A 16,794-nucleotide genomic window follows, 5' to 3' on the forward strand; every position below is an offset into this window, starting at 1 on the left:
TTCGGACAGCAGTCCGAAAATGGGTAAAAGAGTTCCCAGTGCCAGGCCAACGATTGCATATCGTTGGGCGATTCCTGGCAGAAAAGCTCGTAACATCATGTTAGCCGCTCCTGCGATATGACTTCACGCTAATCGGCAATCCTTAATTTTTCCTTGTTCGATTCTGGATCAGTTGCGGAACATCCGGGTTACTCCACAGGAACTGTCATCAAAGCTTCTTTGAATCATAATATTGCCCCCTCGAACGTAACTTTCGGGAGACTGGCATGGCTGGGACGGTGCGCAGGAAGAGATTCGGTCTGGACGAGCGGCTCAAGGGCGCGCTTCTGCAGCACAAGCCACTCAGCTTCGACGGGGTTTCGGAACGGCTTTTCGGCCTTATGTTCTCCGGTCTCGTCTATCCCCAGATCTGGGAAGACCCGGAGGTCGATCTCGCCGCCATGCAGTTGGAGGCTCATCACCGGGTCGCGACCATCGCATCGGGCGGCTGCAATATGCTAACCTATCTGGCTGAAGGTCCGGCCTCGATCGACGTGGCCGATCTCAATGCCAGCCACATCGCCCTCAACAGGCTGAAGATTGCGGCCTTCGCGCATCTGCCCAACCATCCTGATGTCATGCGCTTCTTCGGCATCGCCAACGAGCCGGCCAACAGCAAGGCCTATTTCAAGTTCATCGCGCCGCACCTCGATTTCACCAGCCGCCGCTACTGGGAAAAGCGCCGCCTGAACGGCAAGAAGCGCATCGACGTGTTCAACGGCAATTTCTACCGCACGGGGCTGCTGGGCCGTTTCATCGGTGCGAGCCACATGGCCGCCCGCTTCTACGGCATCGACCTGACCGAACTCATGGAAGCCCGGACACTGGAAGAACAACGCGAATTCTTCGACCGCAAGATCGCGCCGGTCTTCGATCGCAAGATCGTCCGCTGGATCACCGCCCGCAAGAGCTCGCTCTTCGGCCTCGGGATTCCGCCGCGCCAGTTCGACGAACTCGCGAGCCTCACCGAAGAGAAGACCCTCGCCGGCGTGCTGCGCGAACGGGTGGAAAAACTCGCCTGTCATTTTCCGCTCAACGACAACTATTTCGCCTGGCAGGCTTTCGCCCGCCGCTATCCGACATCCGAGGAAGGCAAGCTTCCCCCCTATCTCGCGCTCGCCAATTACCAGCCGATCAAGCAGAATGTCGATCGCGTCACAATGCACCACGCCGACTTCGCAGCCATGCTCGGCACCAAGGCAGACCAGTCGATGGACCGTTACGTGCTGCTTGACGCGCAGGATTGGATGACCGACGCGCAGTTGAACAACCTCTGGCGCGAGATCACCCGCACGGCCCGACCCGGTGCCCGCGTGATCTTCCGCACGGCAGCCGAAAAGAGCATCATCGCGAGCCGGCTCGCACCCGACATCGAGGGGCGCTGGACCTATCTGCGCGATCGCTCGGTCGAACTCAACCGGATGGACCGCTCGGCGATCTATGGCGGCTTCCACATCTACGAGCTGGCGCCATGAGCGACGCCTCGCTTCTGGACGGCAACGGGCATTCACGGCTGATGGACCGGGTCTACCGCCGCCAGCGGCATTTCTACGATATCACCCGAAAATACTATCTTCTCGGCCGCGACCGGCTGATCCTCGGCCTCGATCTTTCGAACGGCCAGAGCCTGCTCGAAGTCGGCTGCGGCACAGGCCGTAATCTGGCGGTCGCCGCAAATCATTATCCAGACGCGCTGCTTTTCGGTCTCGACATATCCGCCGAAATGCTCGCTACGGCGCGCAAGAATCTCTCCGGCCAGCCGACCGAACCGGTGCTGAAACGACTCGATGCCACGAATTTCACACCAGCCGATCTGGGCGTGCAGGGCTTCGACCGCATCATGATTTCCTATGCGCTGTCGATGATCCCGGAATGGGAAAAGACCGTGACGGCTTCGCTCGCGGCACTCAACCCCGGCGGCTCGCTGCACATCGCCGAGTTTGGCCAGCAGGAGCGCCTGCCGCGATGGTTCGGCACCCTGTTGCGTACCTGGCTGAAGCAATTCCACGTCACGCCGCGCGCCGAACTCGAATCGGTATTGCGCAGGGCAATCGAGAGTGGTCCTTACTCGCTCACCTTCATCCAGCACGCTCGCGGCTATGCCTGGCTGGCGATAATCCGGCGCAATTGATCGAAAATTACCATCCGGGAGCGTCACGCAAGGCTTCTGTGCCAAATTCCGCTTGAAACTAACCCATTTTTTACGATGATATGGAACAACGGAGGTTCAGGCTTCCGAAAACAGGCATTGCGACAGGTGCGCGGGCTCAGGAGGCAATGTTTGTTGCGTATCCCAGGGGGAACAATGCGGTTCATCGCACTGGCTGTCCTGCCTCTGCTTTTGGCGTTGGCATCATGCTCGACCACGGAATATGACCTGGTCGAGACTTCATCCATATCCCCTAAATTCAAAGACACCGATCCTCAGGATTTCGGCAGGATCACACCGCACCATCATCAGATCCACGGCATCGACGTGTCGAAATGGAACGGCGACATCGACTGGGTCGCGGCGCGCGACTCAGGTGTTTCCTTCGCCTTCATCAAGGCGACCGAGGGCAAGGACCGCGTAGACAACAAGTTCGGCGACAACTGGCGCGGCGCCAAGGCCGCCGGGATGCCCTACGCCCCCTATCACTTCTATTATTTCTGCTCGACGGCCGACGAGCAGGCCGACTGGTTCATCCGGAACGTGCCGAAGAGCGCGGTCTATCTGCCCCCCGTCCTCGACGTCGAGTGGAACGGCGCGTCCAAGACCTGCAAATATCGTCCGTCGAAGGTCACGGCCGTTTACGAACTCAAGAAGTTCATGGATCGCATCGAGGCGTATTACGGCAAGCGGCCGATCATCTATACGGCGGTCGATTTCCACCGTGATATCCTGGTCGGCGAGTTCAACGATTACCATTTCTGGCTCCGCGCGGTGGCGGATCATCCCTCGAAAGTCTATGATCGCGACCGCTGGGCCTTCTGGCAATACACATCGACCGGCAAGATTCCCGGGATCAAGGGCGACACGGATATCAACGTCTTTGCCGGCTCGCGCAAGAATTGGCAGAACTGGTTGAAGTCCTCATCTGCGGGTAGCTGAGCGCGCATGAATATGTGCGCCCAAACCCTGATATAAGACGCAACGAAGACTTGCATCTGCCGCAATCTTCTGGAAAAGCTTGCTCGCCCGTAAAGCCAATTCCGGAAGGTCTTCCATGCTGCGATCGACAGCCGCTACCGCCCTTTTCGCCCTTGCTCTTCTTGCCTCCCCCGCAGCTCATGCCCGGACTCAGCCCCCGGCTGAAAAACCCGCCTGCGGAGGCGATCTCGGTGCGTTTCTGGAGGGCGTCAAGGCCGAGGCTATGGCGCTAGGCGTTCCGGCATCCGCCGCCGACGAGGCGCTTGCTGGCGCCCGGATCGACAAGAAGGTCCTGAGCCGCGATCGTGGCCAGGGCGTGTTCCGCCAGACCTTCCTCGAATTCTCCAAGCGCACCGTCAGTCAGGCGCGGCTCGACATCGGCCGGCAGAAAATCAAGGAATATGCGGATACCTTCGCCAGGGCGGAAGCCGAATATGGCGTGCCGGCAGCCGTGATCACCGCCTTCTGGGCCATGGAAACCGATTTCGGCGCCGTGCAGGGCGATTTCAGCACCCGCGACGCACTTGTTTCGCTGGCGCATGATTGTCGCCGGCCGGAACTGTTCCGCCCGCAGCTGATTGCGCTCATCGAAATGGTGCAGCATGGCGACCTTAATCCCCAGGCCAGCGTCGGCGCTTGGGCCGGTGAGATCGGTCAGGTGCAGATGCAGCCGAAGGACATCATCAAGTTCGGCACCGATGGCAATGGCGACGGGCACGTGAACCTGAAGGACAGCGAAGAGGATGTGATCCTCACCGCCGCCCGCTTCATCCAGAGCCTCGGCTTCAACCGCGGCGAGCCGTGGATCCAGGAAGTGACAATACCCGACGGCTTGCCTTTCGAGAAAACCGGCCTCGGCGGCCCGCTCACCGCGGCGGAATGGTTTGCACTCGGCGTGGCCCCGCGCGACGGCAATACCAGCTTCGGCCATCTCAAGGCATCGCTGACCCTGCCGCAGGGCCGCATGGGCCCTGCCTTCCTGACCTATCCGAATTTCGGCATCTATCTCGAATGGAACAAGTCCTTCATCTACACGACGTCGGCCGCCTATTTCGCTACACGGCTGGCTGGTGCCGCGCCCTATGACAAAGGCAATCCCGAGGCGGGCCTGTCTCCCGATGAAATGAAGGTGCTGCAGGAAAAGCTGCAGGCGCTGGGCCACGATGTCGGCAAGATCGACGGCATCCTGGGTGGCGGAACGCGCGTCGCGATCCAGAAGGAACAGCAGCGGTTGGGCTTGCCGGCCGACGGCTGGGCAACGCAGGCGCTTCTCGGCGCGCTCTGAGCGGGTTTCAACGCATCATTGACGTGACGGCGTTTTTTCGGGTGGCCGGACCTTAGGCCACCTGCGAGAGGTGGCGCCCTGCAACAAGGGCTTTCATAGATGTCGTCTCCTTCCAGTCAAACCATTTCCGCCTCCGCATGGGTACTGCTTATAGCGCTGGGGCTTCTCTGGGGCGGGTCCTTCTTCTTCGCAGGCATAGCCGTCCGGCACATACCGCCGATCACGCTGGCGCTCGCCCGCTTCGTGCTCGCGGCAGCAGCGCTGCATGTGTTCGTCGCCGGCCGATTCGGCATCTACCGAGCCTTGCGGCAGCGCTGGCGCGCCTTCCTTCTACTCGGCCTGCTCAACAACGCCATACCGCACGCATTGATCTTCACGGGGCAAACGGAAATCGGCGCCGGACTGGCTTCGATCCTCAACGCCACGACGCCGATCTGGACCGTGGTCATTGCGCATTTCCTTACCATTGACGAGAAACTGACCGGGCGGAAGATCGCCGGCACGATCACAGGGTTGGCAGGCGTGGTGATCCTGTTTTCACCGCAACTCGGTGCCAGTGCGAAAGCACCGCTCTGGGCCATGGCGCTGCCGGTCCTCGCCGCCCTCTCCTACGGCTTCGCTGCGATCTGGGGCCGGCGGTTCCGCGATATCGCCGCTCCGGTGACCGCCGCCGGCCAGATGACGGCATCCACGGTCATCATGCTGCCGGTCGCACTGATCCATGACCAGCCATGGACGCTCGCAGCCCCGCCCGCTTACGTCATGGTCGCCGTGCTGGCGATGGCACTGCTATCAACGGCGCTCGCCTACATCATATATTTCCGGCTGATCGCCACCGCAGGCGCGACCAATGCCTCGCTGGTGACACTGCTGGTGCCACCGAGCGCCATCCTTCTCTCATTCCTCTTTCTGGGCGAGCGCTTGGGACCCGAGGACTGGACGGGAATGGCGATGATCGGACTCGGACTTGCGATCCTTGACGGCAGGCTCGTCGCCAGAATCAGGAAATTGGGCCCGGGTTGACAAACTTGATCTATGTCAGGTCGATTGCTGTTAGGTGAGGCGGAAAAACGTTAACCACGGAGCCGTCGTGGTAAAAAACATCTATCAGCCAAAAGCGCAAAAAATTCATGCCATTGGGCTATCGCCTGTCATCATTTCTCCACAATCGTGCTGCGGCGCAGCATAGAAACCGCTTTTCATTGGTTAAGAAATGTCCCTAATATCCCCTCGTCAACACCGAAGAGGAGGCCGTCATGGGGCTCACAAATTCCTTCAATGCCGTGTTGGTGGGCGCAGCCTTCGCCTTTGTGGCGCTGATGTTATTCATCTGATGGCTGTTTGATCCGGGACCGTTCAGCGTCCGGAAACGAATTCAAGAAAAGGGCGCCGGCCACTCCCGGCGCCCTTTTTATTTGCATCGTGGCTACGATCGTCAGGCGGCCCGGCTGTTTGCCCCTGCCGAACGGCCGGAAAAGCCCGAAAGCTCCAGCACGGACGAGACCAGCGGCGAGCGGTTCATCGTGTAGAAGTGGAACTCATTGACCCCCATGGCCTTCAGGCCATCGACCTGGCGGGCGGCAAGCTCGGCGGCGCGTTTTGCCCTTTCCTCGGGCTGCTCTTCGAACGCCGCAAGCGCGTCATCGACAAAGCCCGGCACGGTTGCGCCGCACAGCCTGGCGAAACGCTTGACCTGGGCGAGATTCTGGATCGGCAGGATGCCCGGCACGACAGGAATGGTGATCCCCGCGGCCCGCACGCGATCGAGATAGCGGGCAAAATGGTCATTGTCGAAGAAGAACTGCGTCAGCGCCCTTGTCGCGCCACTGTCGGCCTTCTGCTTCAGCATGTCGATATCGGCATCGGCATTCCGGCTTTCAGGATGCTTTTCCGGATAGGCTGAAACCGAAATTTCCAGACCGCCCAGCGCGCTGAGACCGGCCGTCAACTCGGCCCCATTGGCATAACCGCCGGGAAACGGCGTGTAGGCCGTGCCGATGCCACCATGCGGATCGCCGCGCAGCGCCACGAAATGCCTGACACCGGCGGCGCGGAACTCCGCCACCGTCGCATGCACCTCTTCCCGCGTCGCCCCGACGCAGGTCAGGTGCGACGCCGCAGCCAGTCCCGCCTCGTTGATCATCCGCGACACGGCGTCGAGCGTGGTGTCGCGGGTGCTGCCCCCTGCCCCATACGTCACCGATACGAAATCCGGATTCCAGACCTTCAATTCCTCCACGGCCTTCCAAAGCTGAACTTCCATCTCGTCGCTCTTGGGCGGGAAGAACTCGAACGAGAGCCGGGGACGGCTTGCCTTGGTGTCTTGTCTCTGCATCTCAGACTCTCCTGCTGGCAATTTTCGGCGTCGGCTGCTGGTCGGCAATCTCGATACGGCGATCACGCGCCAGCCAGATCGTCACCGTCAGTGCCTCGGCACCGCTTTCTGGTTCGAGGTCCCGCGTCTTGACGACCTCGAGCCCCGCCTGTTCGAGCCAGTCGGCCATCATCTGATGTGAAAACCCGAGGCGCGCATGGAGGTGCTCACCGCGCAGTGAATCGATGCCATGCGGAGCGAAATCGACGATCACCAGCCTGCCGCCCGGCCGGAGCATGCGGGCCGCTTCCGATATGGCGAGATGCGGATCCTCGAGGTAATGCAGCACCTGGTGGATGGTGACGAGGTCATAGCCGCCATTTTCCAGCGGCAGGTTGAAAATGTCGCCCTGCCGGATCGAAGCCTTGGAAATGCCGGATTTCTCCAGATTGGCGCGCGCCACGGCCAGCATTTCACGGCTGGCATCGATACCCATGCCGTGGCGGTAGATGCCCTCGAAAAGCTGCAGCAGGCGCCCGGTGCCGGTGCCGAGGTCGAGGAGCGAATCCACCGGCTGGTCGCCGACCATTTCGCGCAGCGCCGTCTCGACCTTTTCCTCGCTGATATGAAGCTTGCGGATATTGTCCCAGCCGACCGCGTTGCGGCTGAAATAGGCCATCGCCTTTTCGGAGCGCGCGGCGCGAACCTGGGCGAGCCTGCTCTGATCGCGGGTGATGACCGCGTCGGCATGCGACGCTTCCTCGACGAGCTTGCGGGCGAGACCGGCAGCTTCACCCTCGCGCCTCAGGCGGAACCAGGCCCAGGCACCCTCCTGATAGCGCTCGATGAGACCGGCTTCCGAGAGAAGCTTGAGATGGCGGGATATGCGGGGCTGCGACTGGCTGAGAATTTCCGTGAGGTCGCTGACGGTCAGGTCGCCGGAGGAGAGAAGCACGAGGAGCCGCATGCGGGTCGGCTCGGCCGATGCCTTGAGGATATCGACCAGTTTGTTCAACGAGAAACCCGGCTTTACCATTACGTCTCACCCAATCAAGATATAAAGATATCTTTATATGACGAAAGGTGAAGACGCAAGCGAAAAATGGATTGCCGCTTTCAGCACAGGAGTAAAGGGGCGGTAGCCCTGTTCCCACGGAAACAGCGGCACGGCCCGGGGTGTGAGAAAACAACATCAACGGATGAGCAAAGACATCCACAAAGAACTGAACGGCACTTCAACCCAATACGAACCCCAGAGGACAAACGTCATGAAAAAGTTCATCATCGCAGCCTCCGCCGCCCTCGTCGCCACCGTCTCGTTTGCCGCCACCGCCGAAGCCGGCTGGAAGCATCGCCATCATCACCATGGCTGGAAGCGCCATCATTGGGGCGTGGTCGTCGTCTCCCCCCGCTACGATTATGACGACTATTGCTTCGTCAAGAAGATCAAGCGCTACGACGATTGGGGCAATGTCTACATCAAGAAGGTCCGCATCTGCGATTGATCGTCCGGCCTGATCGCCAAACCTGATCGACTGACCAGTGCCTGAGGTTCTCCTCCCGCCCAGGCACCGCAACCCAAGGGCCGCCCGACGCCCTGCAACACGGCGGCCCGAAGTCGGACGATCAAGACGTGACCACTGATCCCCGCCCTACGCCAAGCCCGGTGTCCTCCAGCACCGGGTTTGTCGTTTCAGGTACAAAAGCGCCCGCCGGTCCAGACCAGCGGGCGCCTGCATTCCAATGATGGAGCGATGTTGTCAGCGCGTCAGGCGCCTGTGCGCCACACGCTTCTGGCTGTTGAGCGATCCGTTTTCCTCGCGGCGCGCCTTGTCATTCTCATAGTCCTCGAAATTGCCCTCGAACCATTCGACATGGCCATCGCCCTCGAAGGCGAGCATATGGGTGGCGAGACGGTCGAGGAACATGCGATCGTGGCTGATGATCACGGCGCAACCGGCGTAGTTCTCGAGTGCATCCTCCAGCGCCCCCAGCGTCTCGGTATCGAGGTCGTTGGTCGGTTCATCGAGCAGCAGGACATTGCCGCCCGACTTCAGCATCTTGGCGAGATGGACGCGGTTGCGCTGACCGCCCGACAGTGTGCCCACCTTCTGCTGCTGGTCCGCGCCCTTGAAATTGAAGGCGCCACAATAGGCGCGCGAGTTCATTTCGAACTTGCCGAGTTTGACGATGTCGGTGCCGCCGGAAATCTCTTCCCAGACATTCTTGTCGGCGGCCAGCGCATCGCGGCTCTGATCGACGTAGGACAGGCTTACCGTATCACCGATGCGGATGCTGCCCGAATCAGGAACTTCCTGGCCGGTGATCATACGAAACAGCGTAGACTTGCCGGCGCCGTTTGGTCCGATGACGCCGACAATGCCGCCAGGCGGCAGCTTGAAGCTCAGGTCATCGATCAAGGTAGTACCATCATATCCCTTGCTGATGCCCTCGATTTCGATAACCACGCCGCCGAGCCGTTCCGCGATCGGAATGACGATCTGCGCGTCACTAGGACGACGACCGGCCGCTGCCTCCACCAACTCGTCATACGCCTTGATACGCGCCTTTGACTTCGTCTGGCGGGCCTTGGGGCTGGACTTGATCCAGTCCTTTTCGCGTGAAACCGCCTTCTCGCGCGAGGCCTCTTCGCGGCCTTCCTGTGCCAGGCGTTTAGCCTTCTTCTCAAGATAGGCCGTGTAGTTGCCCTCATAGGGAATGCCACGGCCACGGTCGAGTTCAAGGATCCAGCCGGTAACATTGTCAAGGAAGTAGCGATCGTGGGTGATCATCACGACCGAACCCTGATAGTCGCGCAGATGCTTTTCCAGCCAGACGATGGTCTCGGCGTCGAGATGGTTGGTCGGTTCGTCGAGCAGCAACAGGTCAGGCTTGGACAGCAGCAGCTTGCAGAGTGCGACGCGGCGCTTTTCACCACCCGATAGGCTGGTCACCTCGCTGTCAGCGGGCGGGCATCCGAGTGCTGCCATGGCCATCTCGACCTGTGAATCCAGATCCCAGAGATTCTGGCTGTCGATGACATCCTGGAGTTTGGCGCCCTCGTCCGCCGTCTCGTCGGAATAGTTCATCATCAGTTCGTTGTAGCGCTCAAGTATGGCGGTCTTGTCGGCCACGCCTTCCATGACGTTCTCGCGAACCGTCTTGGATTCGTCCATCTGCGGCTCCTGCGGCAGATAGCCGAGCGTCGCGCCTTCAGAAAGCCAGGCCTCGCCCTGCCATTCCTTGTCGAGGCCGGCCATGATCTTGAGTACGGTCGATTTACCGGCTCCGTTCGGGCCGAGGATACCGATCTTGGCATCCGGGTAGAAGGAGAGGTTGACATTCTCCAGAATTTTCTTGGCGCCGTAAGCTTTGGTGAGCTCCGACATGTGATAGATATATTGGCGAGCCATATGCTTGGATTCCTCGAAAGACGGATCTGGTGGAGATTTTGTCCGTCTTTATGCGATTAATCCCCGGGGAGCAATCACGTTAAAGGCCCGCGAACGGGCCTTCGTGTAATTTACTGAAGTCCCGCTTCGTCCACAACGCCTTCGGCGCAGCCGAACTTGGTCTTGCCGGCCGCAGTGATCAGCGATGCGAGATCATCCTCTCCGTCGCCCACGTCGCCGAGCCCGATCGTCAACCCAGTGATGATCCGCCGGTCGCCATCCTTGCGGCACCGCATCTTCACCTTGTCGCCGGCACCCGCGCCGAACGCAGCCTCGAAGGCCGCCTTGACCTTCGCTTCATCAAGCGTGGCTCCGCGACTATCCTCGAAGAGCGACTGGACTTCCGACGTGTTGAGCGCCGCGAGCAGCTTGAGCGCCTTGCCGTAATATTCGTCCGCCACATAGCCCGAGCAGGTGCCATGCTTGATCCACTGGTGGCGGTCGAAACCCGATGCAACACCCGGCATCGCCTTCGCGAGTTCGAGTTGGACGCCTTCATCAAGGGAAAGCTCCGGCATGTCGAGCCAGTTCTTCTTCTTGTCCTGCTCCTTGACCGCATTATCGACGCCGCAATAGGTCTTGCGCGACTTCCACAGGCCGTTCAGCGAAAAAAGCCGCGCGTCCACACGGTCCGAGGTCTGGCCGGTACACTCAGGGGTTTTGGGGCTCGTTTCGCAGAAGCCCGGCTGCCATGAAACACCGAGGATCAGCTTGGTTTTTGCCAGCTCGGGGTCGCTCGATTTCCGCTCTTTGCTCACTGGCGACACTATTTCCGCCGATTTCGCCGCAAAGGGCAAGGAAAGTATACATAAAATCATCAAAAACATTCCGAATCTAGTCAAGAATGCGCCATTCCCTGCCCTTGCAAACATCGCAATCTCCTAATGCGAACGAGAACATAACAGGTACATTCTAAATACATATAGGGATTAAATTCAAGCTGGATTCGGCTTGCAATTCGAACTTTTTGCAACCGAAGCGCAACCTATTGATGAAGCTTGCTTTTTTCGACGCCCGCGTTCAGATAGCGAGCCAGCATATTCGAAAGGCGTATTCCACGCATGACATATCAACATGCATTCACGCTGGATAGCCCGACCGGGACGAAGATCAGTGCCCACCACGAGCCGGCGCACAGCGCCGCCAGGGCGATATTCCTGCTCAGCCACGGCCTCGCCGAACATTCGCTGCGATATGCGCAGTTCGCCGGGTTCCTGGCCGCGCGCGGCTATCATGTCTACGGCTTCGACCATCGCGGCCACGGCCTGACCACCGCGCCAGATGCCGAACCGGGGCGGTTCGCCAAACGCGACGGCGAGGCAAAAGTACTCGCTGATCTGAAGACCGTGAGAGAACACGCCGAGGCCCGCCATCCCGGTTTGCCCATCATTCTCTTCGGCCATTCGATGGGCGGCGTGATTGCCGCGCGCGCCGCCGAGGTTGAGCCGCAGGCCTATCGGGGTCTCTGTGTCTGGAATTCCCAGCTCAATCCGGGGCTTGCCGGTCAAGCGGGACTGGCGCTCCTCAAGGCCGAGCGGTTCTTCAAGGGGTCGGATGTGCCGAGCTTTTTCGGCCAGCGGCTGGTGCTCGATCCATGGGCGAAATCGATCGCGGGCGCGCGAACGGAGTTCGATTGGCTGAGCCGTGACGAACGGGAAGTGGACAAATACATCGCCGATCCGCTCTGCGGTTTTGCCTGTTCGGTCTCCCTGTGGATCGACCTTCTCGATATGTCGATCGGCGCCGGCCAGGATCGGAATCTCGCCCGGCTGCCGAAAACGCTTGCGATAAATCTGGTCGGAGGCGGCGAGGATCCGGCCACGGAAAACGGTCGTGCGATGGAATGGCTGGCGGCGCGGTTGAAGCGCTCTGGCATCACAAATGTTCATTTGACCATCTATCCCGGCATGCGGCACGAGACGCTGAACGAACACGGCCGCGATGACGCGATGAAAGCGCTCGCGGACTGGGCGGATGGTGTGGCGGCGACATAGAGTGTGATGGAATGACCATGGATACGGCGCCCCGCGCCTGGCATGACTGGCTGACGGGATCCGGCATCGCGCTGATGGTCGCTTCTGTTCTCATCGCGCCGATGATCGACATCTTTTCCAAGCTGGCGACCACGACGGCACCGGTGGCGGAGATCACCGCAGGCCGTTTCGTCGTCCAGACGGCACTGATGCTACCCTTTGCACTCGCGCGTGGCCGGTTGTTCAGCCGATCATTGAAGCATGCGATGTTTCATGTCCTGCGCGGGGTGATCCTCACCATCGGCATGATCGCTTTCGTGCTGGCGCTCAAGAGCATGCCGGTGGCAGATGCGATCGCGATCTTCTTTGTCGAGCCCGCCATCCTCACCCTGATGAGCGGCATTTTCTTGGCGGAGCACATCGGCTGGCAAAAGGTCGCCGCCTGCGCGGCAGGCTTTGCCGGATCGCTGCTGGTCATCCAGCCGAGCTTTGCCGAATTCGGCCTCATCTCGCTGCTCCCCGTCATCACCGCCATCACGGTTGCCACGTTCATCCTTCTCACGCGCATGCTGTCGCAAGTGGAAGATCCATGGTCGATGCAATTCCAGTCGAGTTTCTGGGCGCTCTGCACCTGCATCGTCGTTCTTGTGCTGGGCGAAGGCAGCGGGTCCGACATCTTCGACCCTGTCGTGCCGGATCTCACGACGACGATCTATATCGCCGGCGTCGGCGCGGCAGCCACCGTTTCCGGCATTCTCGGCGCCTACGCCTATCGCGCCGCGCCGGCCTCGGTGCTTGCACCGCTGCAATACCTGGAAATCGTCTCCGCCGCGACCGCCGCCTATCTGGTTTTCGGGGATTTCCCGGATGCGCTGAAGTGGCTCGGCATCTTCATCATCATCGGTTCAGGCGTGTTCATCATCTTCAGGGGTGTGGACAAGACGCCGCCTGGCCCGGAAACAGCGATCTGAGCCGGAATTCCGACATGGCCGCTTGCGCGCCGACGGGCTGAAACGCTATCAGCGAGAAGACAAGTCGGGCGAGCGCACGCTCAGCCCTTAGAATCCGCCAGAACCAGACGGAGACACCATGTTCGAAAGTCTTTTCACAGTCGATGCCCTCGTTACTTTCCTCATCCTGACTGCGCTCGAAACCGTGCTCGGTTTCGACAACCTGCTCTATATCTCGATCGAGGCGAAAAAGGTCGATCCGGCGCGCGAGGCCTGGGTCCGGCGCACCGGCATCGTGCTGGCGATCGCGCTCCGCGTGGTGCTGCTCTTCGTGGTCCTGCAACTGATCGCCGCTTTCCAAACGCCGTTCCTGGAGTTCCATAGCAGCCTGTTCAACATATCGATGAGCGGGCACGCACTGATCGTGCTGCTCGGCGGCGTGTTCCTGATCTATACGGCGATCAAGGAAATCTTCCACATGATCGGCAGCCATGACCTCGAGCATGGCGCCAATGCTGCGCCGCGCCGCACGGTGGCCGCGGCGATCGTCTGGATCCTGATCATGAACATCGTCTTCTCCTTCGACACCGTGCTGTCGGCGGTGGCGCTTACCAAGAACTTCATCGTCATGGCCGCGGCGATCCTGGTGTCAGGCGTGCTGATGGTGGTGATGGCCGATACGGTCGCCAACTTCCTCAAGAAGAACCGCATGTACGAAGTGCTCGGCCTCTTCGTGCTGCTGCTGGTCGGCTACATGCTGATGTCGGAAGGCGGCCACCTCGCCCACCTCACCTTCTTTGGCTTCCCAGTCGAGCCGATGGCCAAGTCCACTTTCTACTTCGTGCTGTTCACGCTGGTGATCGTCGAAGTCATCCAGAGCCGCTATCAGAAGAAGATTCTTCAGGAAAACGACAAGCAGCTTTGACGCTGCGACAACGAAGGGCGCGCGAGTAAGCGCGCGCTCCAAGAAAAGAAGACGGGATATGACAGACACGAATCTAAGAACCGGCGGTCAGCTGATCGTCGAGGCGCTTGCTGCAAACGGCGTCAAACGCGTTTCCTGCGTGCCGGGCGAGAGCTTCCTCGCCGTGCTCGACGCGTTGCATGACAGCGACATCGAAGTGATGGTCTGCCGCCAGGAAGGCGGCGCGGCGATGATGGCGGATTGCTGGGGCAGGCTCACCGGCGAGCCCGGCATCTGCTTCGTCACCCGCGGCCCCGGAGCGACCAATGCCAGTGCAGGGCTCCACATCGCCCGCCAGGATTCGGTGCCGATGATCCTGTTCATCGGCCAGGTGCAGCGCGATGCGCGGGAGCGCGAAGCGTTTCAGGAGGTCGAATACCGTCGCGCCTTCACGGAATTCGCCAAATGGGTGGTGGATGTAGACGACGCCGCCCGTCTCCCCGAGATCATGAGCCGCGCCTTTGCCGTCGCCACTTCCGGCCGTCCCGGTCCCGTAGTCATCGCGTTGCCCGAAGACATGCTGCGCGACAAGGTTCCGGCGCCCGCTGCCCGACCTTACATGCCGGTGGCGACCCATCCGGGGCCTTCGCAGATTGCGGAACTCGGTGTGCTGATCGAAAAGGCGAAGAAGCCGCTGGTCATCCTCGGCGGCACGCGGTGGACGGAACAATCCGTTGCCGATTTCACCGCCTTTGCCGAGCACTGGAAGCTGCCCGTCACCTGCTCTTTCCGCAGGCAGATGCTGTTCGACCACCTGCATCCGAACTACGCCGGCGACGTCGGCATCGGCATCAACCCGGCACTGGCGAAAGAGGTGAAGGACGCCGACCTTCTGATCCTCATCGGCGCCCGCCTCGGCGAAATGCCGTCCTCGGGCTACACGCTGCTCGACATCCCCTATCCCAGCCAGACGCTGGTGCATGTCCATGCCGATGCCGCCGAACTCGGCCGCATGTACCGGCCGGATCTGGCGATCAATGCGGACTCGACGAGCTTCGTAGCTGCACTCGCAGGCCTCAACCCCAAGGCCGAACCGGCATGGACTGGCCGCGCCGAGGCGCTGCACAAGGCCTATATCGATTGGTCGACGCCGCCCTCCTCCGGCCCCGGCAATGTCCATATGGGTCCCATCATGGAATGGCTGGAGGCTAATCTGCCGGACACCGCGATCATGACCAACGGCGCCGGCAACTACGCCACCTGGCTGCATCGTTTCCACCGCTTCCGGAAGTTTGCGACCCAGGCAGCGCCGACCTCGGGCTCAATGGGCTATGGCCTGCCGGCAGCCGTGGCGGCCAAGGCGCTGCATCCCGATCGTGAGGTGGTCTGCTTTGCCGGCGACGGCTGCTTCATGATGCACGGCCAGGAATTCGCCACCGCCGTGCGCTACAACCTGCCGATCATCACGCTGGTGATCAACAACGGCATCTACGGCACGATCCGCATGCATCAGGAGCGGGACTATCCCGGCCGGGTCAGCGGCACAGGACTCACAAATCCTGATTTCGCCGAATATGCCCGTGCCTTCGGTGGCCATGGCGAGACAGTCGAAAAGACAGAGGATTTCGCCGAAGCCTTTCTCCGCGCCCGCGCCAGCGGCAAGCCCTCGATCATCGAGGTAACGCTCGACCCTGAGGCGATCACGCCGACACGGACACTGACGCAGATCCGGGAAGCCAGTTCGGCAAAGTAACGGCAAAGGCGATGGATGCTGTTTGAGCATCCATCGCCGCTGTCGTTAGCGGGTCGTTCAGAGCTGGAAATCGCTTTCCTGCAAGCTGATCATCGTTTCGTCGTTGAACCTGACCAAGATATCGAGGTCGGCGGCCCCGCCATCGGTGTTCATGAACACGCGTTGAAGGCCATTGTTGACCGAACCGAGCCAGAGCGTTCCGGCCTGCTGGCTGGGACCATCGACGAAATCGAAGTTCTGGTTGCCGCTCTGGGTTGCCTTGGCATCGACCGGCGTCAGCACGATCAGGTCGCCCTCCGTCCGGCTGAAATCGCCGATCAGGTCGGCGTGGCCGAAGACGAAGTCATTGACGTGGTCGAAGACGAAGGTGTCGGCGCCGCTGTTGCCATACATCTTGTCGGACCGGCCGCCGCCATGGATTTCGTCATTGCCGGAGCCGCCATAGAGGTAGTCGCCACCCTGCTGGCTGGTGGAGCTGCCATCATGATCGCCGAACAGTTTGTCGTTGCCGATACCACCGAAGATGATGTCGAGACCCGCACCGCCGAATAGATCGTCGTTGCCGCTGCCACCGGAGATCTCGTCGGTACCAAAGCCACCCTCGATCGTGTCGTTGCCCGAACCGCCCGAAAGCTTGTCGTTACCCTCGAAACCGATCAGATTGTCGCTGCCGGACCCACCGGTGACAGTGTCATCGCCGCGGCCGGCGAAGACGAAGTCGTCGCCGGAGCCGGTGAATATCCTGTCATTCCCAGTGCCGAACAGTTGAATCGTATCGTCACCGCCCTGCGCATTGATGCGAAGCGAAGTACTGGTGTTCTGGGTGAAGTTGTTGGATGCAGATCCAAGATTTGAGTAGCCTGTGCGCGCTACGTCCTGAAGCAACTCCGATTGAAACTCGCGAAGAAGCTCAAGATTTGGCGCCTGTATGATTTCCAAGTTGATGCTGCGCATTGCCGTATCCTCTGGTTTGATTGGACTCTAGGCGTTATGC

Annotated in this window: 15 protein-coding genes; 10 read left to right on the forward strand and 5 right to left on the reverse strand. The window is 60.5% G+C overall.

Annotated features, from left to right (window positions below; translation table 11 throughout):
• The first annotated feature begins 266 nt into the window (after nt 1–266).
• From IHQ71_RS16790 to IHQ71_RS16810, 5 genes are all read left to right on the forward strand, one after another.
• The gene (locus IHQ71_RS16790) at nt 267–1,514 is read left to right on the forward strand and encodes a DUF3419 family protein (protein ID WP_258157598.1); all 1,248 of its coding nucleotides are present in this window, start codon (nt 267–269) and stop codon (nt 1,512–1,514) included.
• Nucleotides 1,511–2,170, forward strand: coding sequence for a methyltransferase domain-containing protein (locus IHQ71_RS16795; RefSeq protein WP_258157599.1), 660 nt, complete (start codon nt 1,511–1,513; stop codon nt 2,168–2,170). The genes IHQ71_RS16790 and IHQ71_RS16795 overlap by 4 nt, the downstream gene beginning before the upstream one ends.
• Nucleotides 2,171–2,344: 174 nt before the next feature.
• Nucleotides 2,345–3,130 (forward strand): glycoside hydrolase family 25 protein, encoded by a 786-nt coding sequence (locus tag IHQ71_RS16800; RefSeq protein WP_258157600.1) that lies wholly within the window; start codon nt 2,345–2,347, stop codon nt 3,128–3,130.
• 115 nt (nt 3,131–3,245) lie between these two features.
• Nucleotides 3,246–4,454, forward strand: a complete 1,209-nt coding sequence (locus tag IHQ71_RS16805) for a lytic murein transglycosylase (protein WP_374989868.1) — start codon at nt 3,246–3,248, stop codon at nt 4,452–4,454.
• A gap of 99 nt (nt 4,455–4,553) precedes the next feature.
• Complete coding sequence (locus tag IHQ71_RS16810) at nt 4,554–5,477, forward strand: DMT family transporter (protein WP_258157601.1); 924 nt, start codon at nt 4,554–4,556, stop codon at nt 5,475–5,477.
• Nucleotides 5,478–5,889: 412 nt separating this feature from the next.
• Here IHQ71_RS16810 and metF read toward each other — a convergent pair whose 3' ends face one another.
• Both metF and IHQ71_RS16820 read right to left on the reverse strand, forming a co-directional pair.
• Nucleotides 5,890–6,789 (reverse strand): methylenetetrahydrofolate reductase [NAD(P)H], encoded by a 900-nt coding sequence (gene metF / locus IHQ71_RS16815; RefSeq protein ID WP_258157602.1) that lies wholly within the window; start codon nt 6,787–6,789, stop codon nt 5,890–5,892.
• Between the two features lies 1 nt (nt 6,790).
• Nucleotides 6,791–7,804: a metalloregulator ArsR/SmtB family transcription factor gene (locus IHQ71_RS16820; RefSeq protein ID WP_258157603.1), complete on the reverse strand. Its 1,014-nt coding sequence runs from the start codon at nt 7,802–7,804 to the stop codon at nt 6,791–6,793.
• 232 nt (nt 7,805–8,036) lie between these two features.
• On the opposite strand from IHQ71_RS16820, the gene IHQ71_RS16825 reads away from it, so the two are divergent.
• On the forward strand, nt 8,037–8,273 hold the full coding sequence (locus IHQ71_RS16825; RefSeq protein WP_258157604.1) for a hypothetical protein: 237 nt from the start codon (nt 8,037–8,039) through the stop codon (nt 8,271–8,273).
• Nucleotides 8,274–8,528: 255 nt separating this feature from the next.
• On the opposite strand, the gene ettA is transcribed toward IHQ71_RS16825, so the two are convergent.
• Together ettA and IHQ71_RS16835 are read right to left on the reverse strand one after the other, a co-directional pair.
• The gene (gene ettA / locus IHQ71_RS16830; protein ID WP_258157605.1) at nt 8,529–10,181 is read right to left on the reverse strand and encodes an energy-dependent translational throttle protein EttA; all 1,653 of its coding nucleotides are present in this window, start codon (nt 10,179–10,181) and stop codon (nt 8,529–8,531) included.
• Between the two features lie 110 nt (nt 10,182–10,291).
• Nucleotides 10,292–10,978, reverse strand: coding sequence for a ribonuclease (locus tag IHQ71_RS16835; protein ID WP_258157606.1), 687 nt, complete (start codon nt 10,976–10,978; stop codon nt 10,292–10,294).
• A gap of 303 nt (nt 10,979–11,281) precedes the next feature.
• Here IHQ71_RS16835 and IHQ71_RS16840 point away from each other — a divergent pair, with 303 nt between their 5' ends.
• The 4 genes from IHQ71_RS16840 (at nt 11,282) to IHQ71_RS16855 (ending at nt 15,800) form a co-directional block, all read left to right on the forward strand.
• A complete protein-coding gene (locus IHQ71_RS16840) occupies nt 11,282–12,214 on the forward strand; it encodes an alpha/beta hydrolase (RefSeq protein ID WP_258157607.1) in 933 nt (310 codons plus the stop codon).
• Nucleotides 12,215–12,225: 11 nt separating this feature from the next.
• Nucleotides 12,226–13,164 carry a DMT family transporter gene (locus IHQ71_RS16845; protein ID WP_258157608.1) on the forward strand — a complete coding sequence of 313 codons (939 nt, stop codon included), beginning with the start codon at nt 12,226–12,228 and terminating at the stop codon, nt 13,162–13,164.
• Between the two features lie 118 nt (nt 13,165–13,282).
• Nucleotides 13,283–14,068: a TerC family protein gene (locus IHQ71_RS16850; RefSeq protein WP_258157609.1), complete on the forward strand. Its 786-nt coding sequence runs from the start codon at nt 13,283–13,285 to the stop codon at nt 14,066–14,068.
• A 58-nt stretch (nt 14,069–14,126) separates the two neighbouring features.
• Nucleotides 14,127–15,800, forward strand: coding sequence for a thiamine pyrophosphate-binding protein (locus tag IHQ71_RS16855; RefSeq protein ID WP_258157610.1), 1,674 nt, complete (start codon nt 14,127–14,129; stop codon nt 15,798–15,800).
• 57 nt (nt 15,801–15,857) lie between these two features.
• Here the strand turns inward: IHQ71_RS16855 and IHQ71_RS16860 are convergent, their stop codons facing one another.
• Nucleotides 15,858–16,754 carry a calcium-binding protein gene (locus tag IHQ71_RS16860; RefSeq protein WP_258157611.1) on the reverse strand — a complete coding sequence of 299 codons (897 nt, stop codon included), beginning with the start codon at nt 16,752–16,754 and terminating at the stop codon, nt 15,858–15,860.
• Nucleotides 16,755–16,794 lie beyond the last annotated feature (40 nt).

Origin of the sequence: Rhizobium sp. TH2 (assembly GCF_024707525.1) — a bacterium.
In the GTDB taxonomy this organism is placed as follows: Bacteria; Pseudomonadota; Alphaproteobacteria; order Rhizobiales; family Rhizobiaceae; genus Rhizobium_E.

Bases quoted from the DNA above. Each gene is read 5' to 3' on its own strand.
- ettA (WP_258157605.1), bottom strand. From the start codon at position 10,181: ATGGCTCGCCAATATATCTATCACATGTCGGAGCTCACCAAAGCTTAC.
- IHQ71_RS16800 (WP_258157600.1), top strand. From the start codon at position 2,345: ATGCGGTTCATCGCACTGGCTGTCCTGCCTCTGCTTTTGGCGTTGGCA.
- IHQ71_RS16825 (WP_258157604.1), top strand. From the start codon at position 8,037: ATGAAAAAGTTCATCATCGCAGCCTCCGCCGCCCTCGTCGCCACCGTC.
- IHQ71_RS16860 (WP_258157611.1), bottom strand. From the start codon at position 16,754: ATGCGCAGCATCAACTTGGAAATCATACAGGCGCCAAATCTTGAGCTT.
- IHQ71_RS16820 (WP_258157603.1), bottom strand. From the start codon at position 7,804: ATGGTAAAGCCGGGTTTCTCGTTGAACAAACTGGTCGATATCCTCAAG.
- IHQ71_RS16805 (WP_374989868.1), top strand. From the start codon at position 3,246: ATGCTGCGATCGACAGCCGCTACCGCCCTTTTCGCCCTTGCTCTTCTT.
- IHQ71_RS16845 (WP_258157608.1), top strand. From the start codon at position 12,226: ATGACCATGGATACGGCGCCCCGCGCCTGGCATGACTGGCTGACGGGA.
- IHQ71_RS16840 (WP_258157607.1), top strand. From the start codon at position 11,282: ATGACATATCAACATGCATTCACGCTGGATAGCCCGACCGGGACGAAG.
- IHQ71_RS16850 (WP_258157609.1), top strand. From the start codon at position 13,283: ATGTTCGAAAGTCTTTTCACAGTCGATGCCCTCGTTACTTTCCTCATC.
- IHQ71_RS16810 (WP_258157601.1), top strand. From the start codon at position 4,554: ATGTCGTCTCCTTCCAGTCAAACCATTTCCGCCTCCGCATGGGTACTG.
- IHQ71_RS16855 (WP_258157610.1), top strand. From the start codon at position 14,127: ATGACAGACACGAATCTAAGAACCGGCGGTCAGCTGATCGTCGAGGCG.
- IHQ71_RS16790 (WP_258157598.1), top strand. From the start codon at position 267: ATGGCTGGGACGGTGCGCAGGAAGAGATTCGGTCTGGACGAGCGGCTC.
- metF (WP_258157602.1), bottom strand. From the start codon at position 6,789: ATGCAGAGACAAGACACCAAGGCAAGCCGTCCCCGGCTCTCGTTCGAG.
- IHQ71_RS16795 (WP_258157599.1), top strand. From the start codon at position 1,511: ATGAGCGACGCCTCGCTTCTGGACGGCAACGGGCATTCACGGCTGATG.